The sequence below is a fragment of the Actinocorallia sp. API 0066 genome (genome assembly GCF_020991275.1).
GTDB lineage: Bacteria > Actinomycetota > Actinomycetes > Streptosporangiales > Streptosporangiaceae > Actinocorallia.
Genome location: NZ_JAJLQY010000001.1, coordinates 170,251 through 186,615 on the forward strand (window position 1 = coordinate 170,251; position 16,365 = coordinate 186,615).

Below are 16,365 nucleotides of genomic sequence, written 5' to 3' on the forward strand. Positions count from 1 at the left end.
GACCTCGCGGACCTACGTTCCCGGCGGGTCGGCAGGGCGCCGCCCCTTCGAACGAGGTGGCCGATGTCAGAAGTGAAAGTGGAGCGCATCGCCAGGCTCTCGCCCGAACGTCAGGCGCTGCTGGCGCGGCTGCGCAGGGACGGCAGGCGCGTCGCGCGCAGGGCGGACGGCGGCCCGCAGCCGCTGTCGCACGCCCAGCGCAGGCTGTGGTTCGTCAACGAGATGGGCGAGGGCGGGACGGCGTTCAGCGCGCCCGTCACCTACCGGGTGCGCGGCCGGATCGACGCCGACGTGCTGGACCGCGCGCTGCGGTTCCTCATCGGGCGGCATCCGTCGCTGCGCACCGTGTTCCCCGAGCACGACGGCGAGCCCGTCCAGGTGACGGGGGAGGTGCCAGAGCAGGCCGTCCGCCGGGTGCGGCTCGGCCATCTGCCGCCCGAGGCGCGGGAGGCGGCCGCGTGGGCGGAGCTGCGGGCGGAGGTGGCCACCCCGTTCGACCTCGGGCAGGGGCCGCCGCTGCGCACGGTCCTGGTGACGCTGGCGGACGACGACCACTTCCTCCTCCTGAACATCCACCACATCACGTCGGACCAGTGGTCGATGGGGATCCTGGCGCGTGAGCTGGAGGCGGTCTACACGGCGTTGGGCGAGGGCCGCGCGCCGGAGCTGCCGCCGCTGCCCATCGACTACGCCGACTACGCCCTCTGGCAGCGCGACCGCCTCACCGGCGCGGCCGAGCGGGAGCTGCTGGCCTACTGGGAGCGGCGCCTGGACGGCATGGTCGAGCTGGACCTGCCCGCCGACCGGCAGCGGCCGCCCGTCCCGTCCTACCGGGGCGCCGAGGACGTGGTGTGGCTGCCGCCGGAGCTGGTGACGGGCCTGCGCCGGGTCGCCGCCGAGACGAAGGCGTCGCCGTTCCTGGTGCTGCTCGCTGCTTTCGCGGCGCTGCTGTCGCGGTACACGGGTGAGGACGACATCGCGGTCGGCACGACGGCGGCGGGCCGGGACGCGCCCGAGGCGGACGGGCTGATCGGCTTCTTCGTGAACACGCTGGTGCTGCGCACGGACACCGGCGGCGATCCGACGTTTCGTGAGCTGGTCGGCCGGGTAGGCAAGGGGGTGCTTGCCGATCAGGCGCACGCCGAGCTGCCGTTCGACAGGCTGGTGGAACACCTGCGGCCGAGCCGCGATCCGGGCCGCCCCCCGCTCGCGTCGATCCTGTTCCAGCAGGACAACACGCCCGCCGCCGCGCTCTCCCTGCCGGGCCTGGATGTCGCGCTCGTCGACGACTTCGACACCGGCACCGCCAAGTACGACTTGCTCGCGAGCGTCCGGGTGCGGGACGAGGGCGTCAGGCTGCACGTCCAGTACAGCCTCGACCTGTTCGAGCCCGCGACGATCCGGCGCTTCCTCACCGCGTTCGAGGCGCTCGCCGAGGCGGCGGTCGCCGACCCGGACACGCCGGTGCGGGCGCTGCCCGTGCTGCCGCCGGACGAGGCCGCGCTGATCCTCGACCACTGGAACGACACAGCCGTCGAGTTCCCCGATGTGTGCCTGCACGAGCTGTTTGACCGGCAGCCGCGGGACGCCGTCGCGCTCGTCGCGGGCGGGGAGCGGTTCACGTTCGGGGAGCTGGACGAGCGGTCCGACCGGCTGGCCGCGCATCTGGGGGCCGCGCCCGGCACGCTGGTCGCGCTGACGCTGCCGCCGGGCCCGGACTACCTGGTCGCGGTCCTCGCGGTGCTCAAGTCGGGTGCGGCTTTTGTGCCGATCGACCCGGCTTATCCGGAGTCGCGGATCGAGTACATCCTGGCCGACTCGGGGGTCGCCGTTGTGGTGACGGCCGAGGACGTCGCGGCGTCGGCCTCGGTGCCGCCCTCGCGGCCGTCCGTCGCGGTGAGCCCTGAGGACCGCTGCTACGTCATCTACACCTCCGGCTCCACGGGCGCGCCGAAGGGTGTGGTGCTGCGGCACCGGGGCGTGGTGAACAACCTGTTCGACCTGAACGTCGGCTTCGGCGTCGGGCCCGGCGACAGTGTGCTCGCGCTTTCGTCGCCCAGCTTCGACATGTCCGTCTACGAGTTCCTCGGTGTGCCGGGGGCGGGCGGCACCGTGGTGCTGCCGGAGCCGGAGCTGGCCAGGGACCCCGCGCACTGGGCCGAACTCGTCACCGAGCACGGGATCACCGTGTGGAACTCCGCGCCCGCGCTGCTCAAACTGTTCCTCGACCAGGTGGAGGGCGCGGTGGAGGACCCGCCCGCCTCGCTCCGGCTGGCGATCCTCGGCGGCGACTGGGTGCCGGTGACGCTGCCCGACCGGCTCCGCGCCCTCGCCCCCGGCCTGGAGTTTGTGGTGCTCGGCGGGGCTACCGAGGCGTCGATTCATTCGATCGTCTACCCGGTGGGCGAGGTCGATCCGGCTTGGGCGTCCATTCCCTACGGGCGTCCGATGGCCAACCAGACCGCTTACATCCTGGACGCGCACGGCGAGCCCGTACCCGTCGGGGTGCCCGGCGAGCTGCACCTGGGAGGGATCGGCGTCGGGCTCGGCTACCTCGGACGGCCCGAGCTGACCGCCGAGAAGTTCGTGAAGTGGCGCGGGAAGCGCCTCTACCGGACGGGCGACCGGGCCCGCTGGCGCCCCGACGGGGTCATCGAGCTGCTCGGCCGGATCGACTTTATGGTCAAGGTGAACGGCGTCCGGATCGAGCCGGGAGAGGTCGAGGCCGTCCTACGGTCGCATCCGGCCGTCGCGGAGGCCGTCGTCGTGGCCAAGAACGACGCGGCGGGGGACAGGCAGCTCGTCGGCTATCTCGTCGCGGACTCGGCCGTCGATCCCGAGGAGGTGCGGGCGCACGCGCGCGGCGTGCTGCCGCAGGGCATGGTGCCGTCCCGGCTCGTCGTGCTGGACGCGCTGCCGCTCAGCCCGAACGGCAAGGTGGACCGCAGGGCGCTCACCGACCGGGTGGACGACCGGGCGCGCGCCGTGCACAGCCCCCCGGACGGCCCCACCGAGACGCGGGTGGCCCGCGCCTGGGGCAGCGTCCTCGGCCTTGAGGTGATCGACCGGAACGGCGACTTCTTCGCGCTCGGCGGCGACTCGTTCAAGGCCGTCAGGGCGGCCCGGCTGCTGGACGACGGGCTCTCGGTCGTGTCGATCTTCAAGCATCCGACCGTCGCCGCGCTGGCCGCCCACCTGGACGAGGGCGGAGCGCGCGATGACCGCTTCCTACACCTGCTCTCTCCGACCGCCGACGCGCCGCTCACCCTGGTGTGCGTCCCTTACGGCGGAGGCAACGCCGTCGCCTACCAGCCGCTCGCCGACGCGCTGGGCACGTCCGCCGCGTTGTGGGCGGTGGACCTGCCGGGCCACGACCTCTCCGACGCCCGGCCGCTCGCCGGGATCGAGGAGGCCATGCCCGCCTGCGCCGCCGAGGTCAGGGAGCGGATCACCGGGCCCGTCGCGCTCTACGGCCAGTGCGCGGGCACCGCGGCGACCCTGCTGCTCGGCCGGGCGCTGGAGGACCTCGGGGTCGAGGTCACCGCGACGTTCATGGGCGCGGCGATCCCCGACCCCGACCCGGAGGCGGCCTGGAGGCTGCTGACCGAAAGCGACCAGGACGACCTGCACGCCCACATGCGCCGGCTCGGCGGCTTCGACGGCGCGCTCGCCGACGACGACGTCACCGCGATCCTCCGGGTCGTCAGGCACGACCTCACCGAGATGGTCGCGCTCTACCGCAAGGAGGCCGGGACGCCGCCCGTGACGCTCACAGGGCCCGTCCACTGCCTTGTCGGCGACGACGACCCGGCGACCGAGGGCTACCCGGAGAGGTACGCCGACTGGGGCCGGTACGGGGCGGGCGCCAGCCTCTCGGTGATCGCCGGGGGCGGCCACTACTTCTGCAAGCACCGGCCGGGCGAGGTCGCCGAGGTCGTCACCCGGCTGTTGGGGGGAGCACGATGAAACAGGCGTTGGCGCGGTGGCAGAGCATGTCGCCGCAGGAGCGGGCGGCGCTCCAGGCGGCGGCGGGCGCGGGCGTCGATCCCGGCCCGGTGCCCGGCGGCGGCTCGGGTGAGGCGTCGGCGACGCAGGGGCAGATCTGGTTCCTTGACAGGCTTTCGGATGATGCCGCTTACGTCGTTCCGTTCGCGTTCCGGCTGCGGGGGCCGCTTGACGTCGCGGCCTTGGACGCGGCGTTGGCGGCCGTCGTTGAGCGGCATGAGGTGCTGCGGTCCCGGCTCGTGCACGGTGACGGCGGGCTGCGGCAGGAGCCGGGGCCCGGCCCCGGACCGCTGGTAGCCGAAGACGTGGCTGACGAGGAGGAAGCCTGGCGCCGGGCCCGCGCGCTCGCCGCCGAGCGGTTCGACCTGGCGTCCGGGCCCGTGGTGCGGACCCGGCTGCTCCGGCTCGCCCCTGACGACAGCGTGCTCGTGTGGATCGCCCACCACGCCGTCGCGGACGGCTGGTCGGCCGGGATCCTCCTGGCCGAACTCGCCGCGCTCTCCTCGGGACGGGCCCTGGAGCCGCTCCAGCTCCAGTACGCGGACTTCGGGGCCTGGCAGCGGACCCGGCCCACCGACAAGGCCCTCGCGTTCTGGAGGGAGCACCTGGGGGACGCGCCGCCCGCCGCCGTCCCGTCCCGGCGGGCCCGTCCGGCGACGCAGAGCTTCCGTGGCGACTGCGTGGAGTTCGCCGTCCCGGCCGGGCTCGCCGAGTTCGCGGCGGCGCGCGGCACCACGCCCTTTGTGGTGCTGCTGGCCGCGCTGCACGTGCTCGTCGCCCGGTACGGCGGCGAGGACGACGCGGTGCTCGGCATGAGCCTGTCGGGCCGGACGAGGCCGGAGGCGGAACCGCTCATCGGCCCGCTCGCCACGACGCTGCCGCTGCGCATCGACGGCTCGGGCGACCCGACCGTCGCGGAGCTGCTCGCCGCCGTCTCGGCCCGGGTGCTGGACGGGCTCGCGCACCAGGAGATCCCGTTCGGCGAGCTGGTGCGCGGGCTCGGCAGGTCCCGCGATCCGGGCCGCAACCCGCTCTACCAGGTGCTCTTTGTGATGGGCGGGCTCGGCGACCCGCCGCGCGAGCTCGCGCCAGGGCTCGCGGTGGAGGTGCGCGGCCTGCCCAACGGCACGGCCCGGCTCGACCTCCAGCTGAACGTGGACGCGACACCGGGCGGGTTCGAGGCACGGCTCGACTACGCGACCGAGCTGTTCGACAGGGCCTTCGCCGAAAGGCTCGTCGCGGGCTACACCGCGCTGCTGCGCGGCTTCCTGGCCGATCCGGACGCGCCCGTCAGCGCGCTCAGCCTCCTCGGGCCGGACGAACGCGACGCCGTCCTCACCCGCTGGACGGACCTTCCCGATATCCCCGCGCCTGACGGGTTCCTTCCGCTGTTCGCCGCGAGCGTCGCCTCCTGGCCCGGCCGGATCGCGCTCTCAGACGACGACGGCGGCGACCTCACCTATCGGGAGCTGGACGAGCGATCGGACGCCGTCGCAAGGGCGATCCTGGCGCGGCACGCCGGGGGCGGTGTCGTCGCCGTCGCGGCCCCGCACACCGCCGACCAGCTCGCCGGGCTCCTCGGGGTGCTCAAGGCCGGGTCGGTCTACCTGCCGCTCGACCCCGAGCTCCCAGGCGAACGCCGTGACTTCGTGCTCGCCGACAGCGGCGCGGAACTCGTGCTGCACGCCGGCGCCCTGCCCGGCGGGCTGCGCTTCGCCGACCTCGCCGACCTCGGTGATCCCGAAGCACCACTGCCCCCTACGCCCGGCCCGCATGATCCGGCCTATCTGATGTACACCTCGGGCTCCACCGGACGTCCCAAGGGCGTGCTCGTCAGGCACGGCGCGCTCGGCAACTTCCTCGCCGCGATGTCCGGCCTGCTCCGCCCGGACGACGCGGTGCCCGCCCTCACCAGCCCGACCTTCGACATCTCCCTGGACGAGCTGCTGCTACCGCTCGTCGTGGGCGCCAGAACCGTCGTGGTGCCCAGGGCCGTCGCACGGGACGGGGCCGCGCTGCTCCGGCTCGTCGAGAAGGAGGGCGTCACCGTGCTGCACGGCACGCCCGCGACGTTCCGGCTCCTCGTGGACGCCGGATGGGACGGGGGCGGCGTCCGGGCGGCGCTGTGCGGCGGCGAGGCGCTGCCCGCGCGGCTGGCGGCCGAACTGACGGCCAGGGCCGGGGAGGTGTGGAACCTGTTCGGCCCGACCGAGGCGACGGTGTGGGCGCTCACCGCGAGGGTGGACGGCTCCGGCGCACCGCCTATCGGCACACCCCTGCCCAACATGACGGCGCTCGCCCTGGACGCCGCCCTACGCCCGGTGCCTCCGGACGCGTTGGGCGAGCTCTACCTGGCGGGCGCAGGGCTCGCCGACGGCTACCACGGCCGTCCCGAGCTGACGGCCGAACGCTTCATCACCGGCCCCGGCGGGCTCCGCCTGTACCGGACGGGCGACCTCGTCAGGTACGACGACCAGGGCGTGTTCTGGTACCACGGCCGGGTAGACGACCAGGTCAAACTGCGCGGCTTCCGGATCGAACTGGGCGAGATCGAGGCGACCCTGCTGCGCCACCCTGACGTCGTGGAGTGCGCCGTCGTCGTCCACGAGCGGAACGAGGACGACCGCAGGCTCGTCGCCTACTTCCGGGGCGCGGCCGACCCCCGGGACCTCACCGTGGCCCTACGCGCCGCGCTGCCCCCGCACATGGTGCCCGCGCTGCTCGTCGCGGTGGACGCGCTGCCACGTACCACCGCGGGCAAAACGGACCGGCGGGCGCTCGCCGCGCGGGCGCTGCCCGACGTCGCGGACGGCGCCGACCACACGCCGCCGCGCACTCCGGTCGAGAAGTGGCTGGCCGCGCAGTGGGCGGACCTGCTGGGCCGTGGCCCGATCGGCGCGCACGACGACTTCTTCGCGCTCGGCGGCCACTCGCTGCTGGCCGTCCGGGTGCTCGGGCAGATCGCCGACCTCTACGGCGTCGAGCTGTCCCTTGAGGTCTTCTTCGCGCGGCCTACCGTCGCCGCGCTCGCCGCCCGCGTCGCCGCCGCCGAGCCCGCCGCCGCCGACGACCTCCTCGCCCGCGTCGAGGAGCTGACCGACGAGGAAGTCGCCCGCCTGCTGGGCGGAGAGGAGACACCATGACGGAGCTGCGGACCACACCCGGCGTCCCCGACACCGGCCGCCCGGCCGTGGTCAGCCGGACCGAGACCCTCACCCACGCCGAACTCGACGCGCGGGTGGACAAGCTCGCCCACGACCTCGCAAGGCGGATCACCCCGGGGCAGTGGATAGCCGTCGACGGTACGCCGAGCGTGGCGGCCGTCGTCGCGACGCTCGCGGTGCTGCGGCTCGGCGCGATCCCGGTGCCGCGCGACCTCGACCGCGTCGCCGAGTTCACGCCCCTGCCCGAGGAGGCGGCGGCCGGAGAAGGCTGGGACGACCTCGCCGCCCGGATCCCGCCGGACGCGCGCGGCGCGTGGGCGGCCCGCTCCGCGCCGCCCGCCTGGACCGCCTTCCTGACGGCGGGCGCCGAGCTGCACGTCGCCGACTCCGCCGCGCTCGCCACGCCCGCCCGGCTGCGCGACTGGCTGCTCGGCAGGCGGATCACGCACGCCGTCGTGGACGGCCCCCTGGACGGCGTGCACTGGCCCGCGCACGTCACCGCGCCCGAGCTGATCGTGCCGCGCACCGAGGACCCCGACCGGTTCGAGCCGTTCCCGCTCACCGACACCCAGCAGGCGTACTGGATCGGCCGTGGCGACGCGGTGGAGCTGGGTGGCGTCGGCTGTCACGGCTACTGGGAGTGGGAGGGCGACGGGCTTGACGTCCCAAGGTTCACCGCCGCCTGGCGTGACGTCGTGGACAGGCACGACGCGCTCCGTACCGTCATCCTCCCGGACGGCACCCAACGCGTTCTGAAGGATCCGCCCGCATACGAGATCCCTGTCTTGGATCTGCGGGAATTGCCCGATGAGGAGGCCGCCGCCCGTGCGGAGGCGCTGCGGGAGGAGCTGGCGCACCGGATCATCCCGGCCGACCGGTTCCCGCTGTGGGACGTCCGCGTCACCCTGCTCCCGCACGGCAGGGTCAGGCTGCACCTCGGCCTCGACCTGCTGATCATCGACGCGTGGAGCTACTTCCAGATCCTCGTGCCCGACCTCGTCGCCAGGTACGCCGACCCCGGACGGGAGCTGCCGCCGCTCAGCCTGCGCTTCCGCACCTACGCGCTGGAGATGGAGGAGTGGCGGCGGACCTCGGCGGAGTACGCTGCGGCCCGCGCCTACTGGCTCGACCGGATCGACGACCTTCCGCCCGCCCCGCAACTGCCCAGGGCGGCCGGGCCGCTTCCGGAGCAGCCCCGGTTCACCCGCCGCGAGTTCACGCAGCCGCCCGACCGCTGGTCGGTGTTCAAGGCGCGCGCCGCCGCGCTGTCGGTGACGCCGTCCGGGCTGCTGCTCGCCGCTTTCGCCGAGGTGCTGCGGACGTGGAGCGCCGACGAGGCGCTGACGATCAACGTGCCGCTGTTCGACAGGGCGCCGGTGCACCCCGACGTCGAGCGGGTGATCGGCGACTTCACCACAACGTCGCTGCTCGCCGTCACCGAGACCGGCGGCGCCTTCGCCGACCGGGCCAGGGCGGTGCAGCGGCGGCTGTGGGCCGACCTGGAGCACCGGCACTTCAGCGGCGTCCAGGTGATGCGTGAGCTCGCGACCCGGCAGGGCGTCGCGTCGCGCGCCGCGTTCCCGATCGTCGCGACGATCCTGCTGGGCCAGCCGCCTAGGCACTTCCACACGGCGCTCGGCGAGGCCATCCACACCAGCACCCAGACGCCGCAGGTGACGCTCGACATGCAGGTCGCCGAGGTGGACGGGGCGCTGCGGCTGTCGTGGGACTCGGTGGACGAGGTGTTCCCGCCCGGCCTGCTCGCCGACATGTTCGGCGCCTTCACCGGGCTCCTCGACCTTCTGGTGGACGACGGGTCGGCACTGGCTCGGGAGGTTTTTGATCTTGTGCCTTCGGCGCAGGTGGCGCTCGTGCGTGAGGTGAACTCGACGGCGGGCCCGCATCCTGACTGGCTGCTGCACGCGCCCGTCGCCGCGTATGCCGCCGCTCAGCCTGACGCCGTCGCGGTGGTCAGCGGGGACGTCAGGCTCTCCTACGCGGAGCTGGACGGGCGCGTCAACCGGGTCGGGCGGGTGCTGCGGGAGACGGGCGCCGAACCGGGGCGGCTCGTGGCGGTCGTCATGCGCAAGGGCTGGGAGCAGATCGTCGCCGCGCACGGGGTGCTCGCGTCCGGCGCCGCCTACCTGCCGATCGACCCGGCGGTGCCCGCCGAGCGGCTGCGGCACCTGCTGGCGGACGGGGAGGTGTCGGTCGTGCTTACGCAGTCCGTCCTGTACGACGGGCTCGCCTGGCCGCCCGGCGTGCGGGTGCTGTGCGTGGACGTGGACTTCGAGGACGTTGACCCGTCGCCGCTTACGCCTGTGCAGGGCCCGTCCGACCTTGCGTACGTCATCTACACGTCCGGCTCCACCGGTGTGCCCAAAGGCGTGATGGTGGAGCACCGGGGGGCGGCCAACACGATCGCCGACGTGAACGCCAGGTTCGGCATCGGGCCTGGCGACTCCTGCCTCGCCGTCTCCGACCTGCACTTCGACCTGTCCGTCTACGACGTGTTCGGCATGATCGCGGCGGGCGGCACCGTCGTCGTCCCGGAGCACTCCGCCAACCCCGACCCCGAGCGCTGGGCCGAGCTGCTGACGGCCGAGCGCGTGACGTTCTGGAACTCCGTCCCGGCGCTGCTCGAACTCCTCGTCGGCCAGCTGGAGGGCACCCCGGACGGGCTGCCCGCGCTGCGCACGGTGATCCTCGCGGGCGACTGGATCCCGGTGGACCTGCCCGGACGCCTGCGCGCGCTGGCCCCCGACGTCAGGGTGATCGCCTCAGGCGGCCCCACCGAGACCTGCGTCTGGTCCGTCATCAACCCTCTCGACGCCCCGGTCGACCCGTCCCTACCGAGCATCCCCTACGGCCGCCCCATGACGAACCAGCGCTACCACGTCGTGGACTCGCGCGGCCGAACCCGCCCCGTCTGGGTCCCCGGCGAGATGCACGTGGCCAGCGAGGTCGGCCTCGCCCGAGGCTACTGGCGCGACCCCGAACGAACCGCCGCGAAGTTCGTCCCCCTCCCCGGCCTCGAACCCCGCGCCTACGCCACCGGCGACCTGGGCCGCCTCCTCCCCGACGGCTCCCTCGAAATCCTCGGCCGAACCGACTTCCAGGTGAAGCTCCAGGGCCACCGCATCGAACTGGGCGAAATCGAGTCCGCCCTCACCACCCACCCCTCGGTCGCCCGAGCCGTCGTTCTCGCTGCCGGTCAGCGCCTCATCGCCTTCGTCACCGGCGAGAACCCCGACCCCGAGGCGCTGCGCACCCACCTGTCCGACCACCTACCCGCCCACATGATCCCGGCGACCATCGGTGTGCTCGACGCGCTGCCGTTGACCCGCAACGGCAAGGTGGACCGTCTCGCCCTCGCCGACCTGGCCGCCGCCGCCGGGCCCGCGCGGGACCCGGGCGGGCCGCCCCAGGGGCCGGTCGAGGAGGTCGTCGCGCTGCTGTGGGGCGAGTTCCTCGGGATCGACGGGATCGGCAGGACCGACCACTTCTTCGGGCTCGGCGGGAACTCGCTCGTCGCGACCCGCACCGTCACCCGGCTGCGCGAGCTGTTCGGCGTTGAACTCCCGCTCCGTGTGGTGTTCGCGCGGCCGACCGTCGCGGACGTCGCCGCCGCGCTGGTCGCCGACCCCGCCGACGCGGCCCGCGTGCACGCGATGTGCGAGGTCCTGCGTGGTCTGGAGGACTGACCGGGCACCGCCAAGGGGCCGACGGATGCGCCGTCGGCCCCTTTGTCGTGCTTGTGGTGGCTTGGGAAAAGGGAACGGCCCGGCGGACCGGGCCGTTTTTTTGGGGTGGGTTTAAAGATCGCGGAGGTGGGTGAGGAAGGAGGTGGCGAGAGTTTGGGCCTGGGGTGGGTTGTTGTTGGTGGTGAGGTGGAGGCGGAGATGGTCGGGGTCCAGGACGGCGCGGATGTCCAGGGTGGCGTAGGGGCTGGTGGAGATGACGGCGGAGGGGGCGGTCGGGGCGTCGGCGGGGGTGGTCTGGAGGGTGAGGAGGAGGGTTTCGGGGCCGCCTCGGAAGAGCTCGGTGATGTGGGCGAAGTTGCCGGTGACGTCGGCCAGGTGCGGGGGGCGGGAGGAGCGGCGCAGCAGGATCGTGGCGCGGGGGGCGGCCGTGTGCAGGGCGGCGGCCAGGTGTTCGGGGAGGCGGGGGCCTGCGGCGGCGCGTAGGCGGGTGAACGAGGGGAGGTCGAGGTCGGCGGTCAGGTGGGTGAGGCCGTTGTAGTGGCCGGGTTCCGGGCCGCGCGAGGTGCGCGGTGAGGGCTCGGGACGGGAGGAGGCGACGTGCTCGCGGAAGGTGAACGACGGTGGGGGCCTCAGCGTGTCGGGGTCCTCGTAGTAGGCGGCAAGATCGGGGAGGACGACGTGATGCATGCTTTCGGGATCGATGACGAGGGGCTGGACGGCGAGCTGGACGTGCGCGCCGCCGTCCGGGAGAAGGCTGAGGGTGAACCGGTGCGGCCGGGCGCCGGAGCGGGAGGCCGCCCGGATCGCGGCGAGCTCACGGGCGGCGGCCTCGGCGTCCGCGTCCCGCAGGTCGCGGAGGGTGAAGTGGGCGCCCTCCGGCGCGACGGCCTGGGTGCCGTCCGGGTGGACGGCGGTGCGCAGCGCGTCGTGCCGGGCCACGACAGCCCGCCAGGCGGCGGCGAGGCGGTGCTCGTCCACCCAGTCGAGCGGCCACTCGTAGACGTCGCGCGCCGGCTGCTGGAAGCCGCTCGCCGCCCACATCTCGCGCTGCGCGGCGGTCAGCGGGAACGGGGCGTGCCGGAGCGCCGGGTCACCGGACGGCCGGGCCGGGTCGGCGGCCAGGAGCGCGGCGAGCCCGGCGACGGTCGGCCTGGCGAACAGGTCGGGCATGCCGATCTCGCCGGGGAACCGGGCGCGGACGGCGGCGAGCAGCCGGGTCGCGCGCAGCGAGTCGCCGCCGAGGTGGTGGAAGTCGTCGTCCAGGCCGACGCCCTCGACCTCCAGGACGTCCTCCCAGATCCGCACGAGCGCACGTTCCGAGGGCGTCTGCGGCGCGCGATAAGGCACCTCGAGTTCTGGCCGTCCGGCCGACGGCGCGGGCAGCGCCGCCCTGTCGATCTTGCCGTTGGCGGTGGTGGGCAGCGCCAGCACCACGTAGGCGGCGGGCAGCATGTAGGGCGGCAGCACCCGGGCGAGCGCCGCGCGCAGGTCGGGCACCCGGGCGGGCCGGGCGGGGTCGGGCTCCACGTAGGCGACGAGCCGTGGTTCGCCCTCGCGGTCCTCGCGCGCGAGCACCGCGCACTGCCGGACCCCGTCCTGCCCGGCCAGCACGCTCTCGATCTCGCCGAGGTGCACCCGGTAGCCGCGGATCTTGGTCTCGCTGTCGGCCCGCCCGACGACCTCGATCAGCCCCTCGGGGGTGTGCCGGGCCAGGTCGCCCGTCCGGTAGAGCACGGGGTACGGGTCGTCCGGCAGCGGGTTCGGCAGGAAGCGCGCGGCGTTCTCGTCGGGCCGGTTCAGGTAGCCGAGCGAGAGGCTCCGGCCGGAGACGTGCAGCTCGCCGATCTCGCCGGGCGGCACCGGCCGCAGCTCGTCGTCCAGGATGTAGGTGCGCACGTTCGGGACGGGCCCGCCGATCGGGGGGCGGCGGCGCGCCCGCTCCGCGTCGGAGAGCCCGGCCGCCGTCGCGGTCAGGTCGCAGGTGGCCACGACGTTGGCCTCGGACGACCCGTACACGTTGAGCACGGTGAACGGAAGCCGGGCGGGCGGCCACGAACGCACCCGCTCGCCCGCTATCCGCATCGAACGGAGCGCCGTGCCTTCGGGCCACTCCAGCGTCCACAGGCGCTCGGCCATGGCCGTCATCTGGAGGGTGTGCGTGACGCGCTCGGCCACCAGCCAGTCCCGCAGCAGCTCGGGGGAGGCGGCCGTCTCCTCGTCCGGGATGACGACGCAGCCGCCCGCCGCGAGCACGGGGAAGAAGTCGACCTCGACCAGGCCCGCGCCGGGCGAGCACAGCCAGGTGCCGCGCGCGTCGGGGCCGATGCCGCACTGGGCGCGCAGCGCGTGCACCGTGTTGCGGAACGGCCCGTGCCGCAGCGCGACCGCCTTCGGCTTCCCGGTCGAGCCGGACGTGTAGGCGATGTGGCTGACGGACTCGTCGGTGATCTCCCCGCGCGGGTCGACCGGGGCGCGGCCGCGCCACCCGGCGTCGGGCTCGGCCGGGACGAGCGGGACGCCGTCCGGCAGGAGGGGGGCGAGGCCGGAGGTGGTCACGACGGCCGTCGCCGCCGAGTCCGCGACCATAAAGGCGAGCCGCTCGGCCGGGTAGCGCGGGTCGAGGAGCACCACGGCGGCGCCCGCCTTGAACACCGCGAGTTGGGCGACGACGCTGGCCGCGCTCCGCTCCAGCAGCACCCCCACCTTCGCGCCGGGCCCGGCGCCCAGCCCGGCCAGGTGCGCGGCGAGCCGGTCGGCGTCGGCGTCCAGCGCGCCGAAGGTCGTCGGGACGCCCTGGTCCAGCACGGCGACGGCGTCCGGGCGCTCCCGCGCGATCCGCCCGATCAGCTCGTGCGCGTGCCCGTCCGGGACGGGCAGGTCCGCGAAGGCCACGGCGGCGCGGCCGGGCGGGGCGGCGGCCCGCGCGTCGGCGGCCCGCGCCACGAAGTTCTTGATCATCAGGTATCCGTTCTCGGTGCCGATACTCTCCGGGTGGAACTGGACCGACTCGACCGGCAGCGCACGGTGCCGCAGGCCCATCACATAGCCGTCGTCGCGCGACCTCGCGGTGATCTGGAGCTCGGCCGGGACGGTCTTGTCGGGGACGATGAGCGAGTGGTAGCGGGTCGCGCGGAAATCGGCGTCGAGCCCGGCGAGCAGGCCCGTGCCGTCGTGGCTGATCCGGCTGGACTTGCCGTGCACGAGGTGCGTGGCGGGCACGACCTCGCCGCCGAACGCGAGGCCGACGGCCTGGTGGCCGAGGCAGACGCCGAGGACGGGGAGCCGTCCGGCGAACTCCCGGATCAGTGGCACGTACCCCGCCTCCGCCGGATGGCCCGGGCCGGGCCCGAGCAGCAGCGCGTCCGGCCGCAGCGACCCTACGAGGCCCGGCTCCGCCACGTCGCTGCGCACCACGACGGGTTCCGCCCCGGCCGAGGACAGGTAGTGGCACAGCGTGTGCACAAAACTGTCGAAGGCGTCGACGACGACGACCCGCATCACGGCTCCACCCCCGTGACGGCCCAGTGCGCGGCGCCCGCCTTGGCCAGCGTCTCCGCCCACTCACGGGCCGGGTCGGAGTCGGCGACGATCCCGGCCGCCGCGCGGGTCCGGTACACGCCGTCGCGGTACACCAGGGCCCGGATGCACAGCGCCAGGTTGAGGTACCCGCCGAACCCGACGAGCCCGAGCGCCCCCGCGTACATGCCGCGTCGGCTCTCCTCGACCTCCTCGATGATCTCCATCGCGCGGATCTTCGGCGCGCCCGTCATGGTGCCCGCGGGAAAGAGGGCCGCGATGACGTCATAGGAGTCGGCTTCAGGGCGGACGTCGCCGACGACCGTCGAGACCAGGTGCAGGACCTTCCCGAACCGTTCGACCGCGAGCAGTTCGGGCACGTCGAGCGTGTCGGTGACGCAGATCCGGCTGATGTCGTTGCGGCACAGGTCCACGAGCATCACGTGCTCGGCGATCTCCTTCTCGTCGGTGCTGAGCCGGGTGACGGAGGCCGCCATGTCGTCGCCCACGGGCAGTGTCCCGGCGAGCGGCCGCATCGTCGCGCGCCCGTCCACGACCCTGACGAACAGCTCGGGGCTGGCGCCGACCAGGGTGCTCCCGGCCGAGGGGGCGAGGAACATGTACGGCGCCGCCGTCCGCTCCCGCAGCCGCGCGTAGACCGCGACCGGTTCGGCGTCACTCCGGAACGCCGTCTCGTGGCCGACGACCACCTGGTAGATGTCCCCGACCGCGATATGCCCCAGACACTTGGCCACCTTGGCCACATACGCCTCCCGTGGCGTATCACCCTCCCCCTCCACACCGCCCTGCGCGCCGGACCCGGCCGACGGCACGAACCCCGCGCCCGCAAGACTCGCGATCAGCCCGAGCACACCCCCCGCCCACCCCTCCCCACCCTCATCATGGGTGTTGGGTGTGGTGTGGGTGTTGGGCCAGGTGTTGGAGGTGTGGAGTAGGAGGTCGGCTTCGTCGCCGGTGATGGGGATGCGTAGCACGCCTTGGTAGAGCACGAGGTGTACGTCGGGCACGTTGGGATCGCCGTTGATGAGGTAGGGGAGGCGCTCGATGTACCGGGCGGTGTCATAACCGAAGTGCGCGACAAAACCGAAGTCGAACGCGGACGGCCCCGCGTCTACCTCAAAATGTGCCTCCAGCGCCCGTAGCAGCTCCCAGAGAGCGGGCCCCTCCACCGGCGTGAAACGGGCGACGAGCGCCCGAACTTGCCCGCACAGCGGCTCCGCCCCCGCGACGTCCACCCGCCCCGCCGTCACCGAAACGGTCAGCACAGGCCCGAACGCCACAACATGCTGTCCCCGATCCGCCCCCGGCCCCCCGGCCGACTCCAGCAGGCACACCCCCTCCGCCCCGTACCTCCCGACAAGCACCCGATAAGCCGCAAGCGGCTCCGGCACCAACACCCGATACCGCTCCGTCCGCACCCTCACCACCCCACCCCCCGCCCCGCGCCTGCCCTGTACACCGCTTACACCGCTCACGTCGCTCACGCTGTGCGCGTCGCTCACGTCGCTCACGTCGCTCACGCTGCTCGCGCTGTGCGCGCCGCTCACGCTGCTCGCGCTGTGCGCGCCGCTCATGCTGCTCGCGCTGTGCGCGCCGCTCACGTCGCTCACGCTGTGTGCGTCGCTCACGCTGTGCGCGCTGCTCGTGATGGGCATGCCGCTCGTGCCGGTCCCGCCGTGGGTGTCACTCGCGCGTTCGGTGTCACTCGCGCCGTGGGTGTCACGTGTACTGTTCGTGCCGTTTGCGCCGTGTGCGTTGTCTGTGCCGTGTGCGCCGTTCATGCCACTCACGCCGCTTCCGTCCTGGGTGCCGTAGGCGCCGCTCGTGCTGACGCTGCTCGTGCTGACGCCGCTCGTGCCGGTTCCGCCGTGGGTGTCGTTCGCGCCGGGCATGTTGCTTGTGCCGGGTGTGCCGGGTGTGCTGGATGCACCGGGTATGTCGGGTGTGCTAGGTGT

At 73.7% G+C, this 16,365-nt stretch carries 5 protein-coding genes; 3 read left to right on the forward strand and 2 right to left on the reverse strand.

The window, feature by feature from the left end; all coding sequences use genetic code 11:
* Window positions 1-63: 63 nt before the first annotated feature.
* The 3 genes from LO762_RS00825 to LO762_RS00835 are packed head-to-tail and all read left to right on the forward strand — an operon-like array spanning window position 64 to window position 10,873.
* Window positions 64-3,966, forward strand: coding sequence for a non-ribosomal peptide synthetase (locus LO762_RS00825; RefSeq protein ID WP_230611454.1), 3,903 nt, complete (start codon window positions 64-66; stop codon window positions 3,964-3,966).
* Window positions 3,963-7,148, forward strand: coding sequence for a non-ribosomal peptide synthetase (locus tag LO762_RS00830; protein WP_230611457.1), 3,186 nt, complete (start codon window positions 3,963-3,965; stop codon window positions 7,146-7,148). Before LO762_RS00825 ends, LO762_RS00830 begins: the two co-directional genes overlap by 4 nt.
* On the forward strand, window positions 7,145-10,873 hold the full coding sequence (locus tag LO762_RS00835; protein ID WP_230611460.1) for a non-ribosomal peptide synthetase: 3,729 nt from the start codon (window positions 7,145-7,147) through the stop codon (window positions 10,871-10,873). The genes LO762_RS00830 and LO762_RS00835 overlap by 4 nt, the downstream gene beginning before the upstream one ends.
* A 111-nt stretch (window positions 10,874-10,984) precedes the next feature.
* Here the strand turns inward: LO762_RS00835 and LO762_RS00840 are convergent, their stop codons facing one another.
* On the reverse strand, window positions 10,985-14,371 hold the full coding sequence (locus LO762_RS00840) for an amino acid adenylation domain-containing protein (RefSeq protein ID WP_230611463.1): 3,387 nt from the start codon (window positions 14,369-14,371) through the stop codon (window positions 10,985-10,987).
* Window positions 14,371-16,038: an anthranilate synthase component I family protein gene (locus LO762_RS00845; RefSeq protein ID WP_308103165.1), complete on the reverse strand. Its 1,668-nt coding sequence runs from the start codon at window positions 16,036-16,038 to the stop codon at window positions 14,371-14,373. The genes LO762_RS00840 and LO762_RS00845 overlap by 1 nt, the downstream gene beginning before the upstream one ends.
* Between the last annotated feature and the right edge of the window lie 327 nt (window positions 16,039-16,365).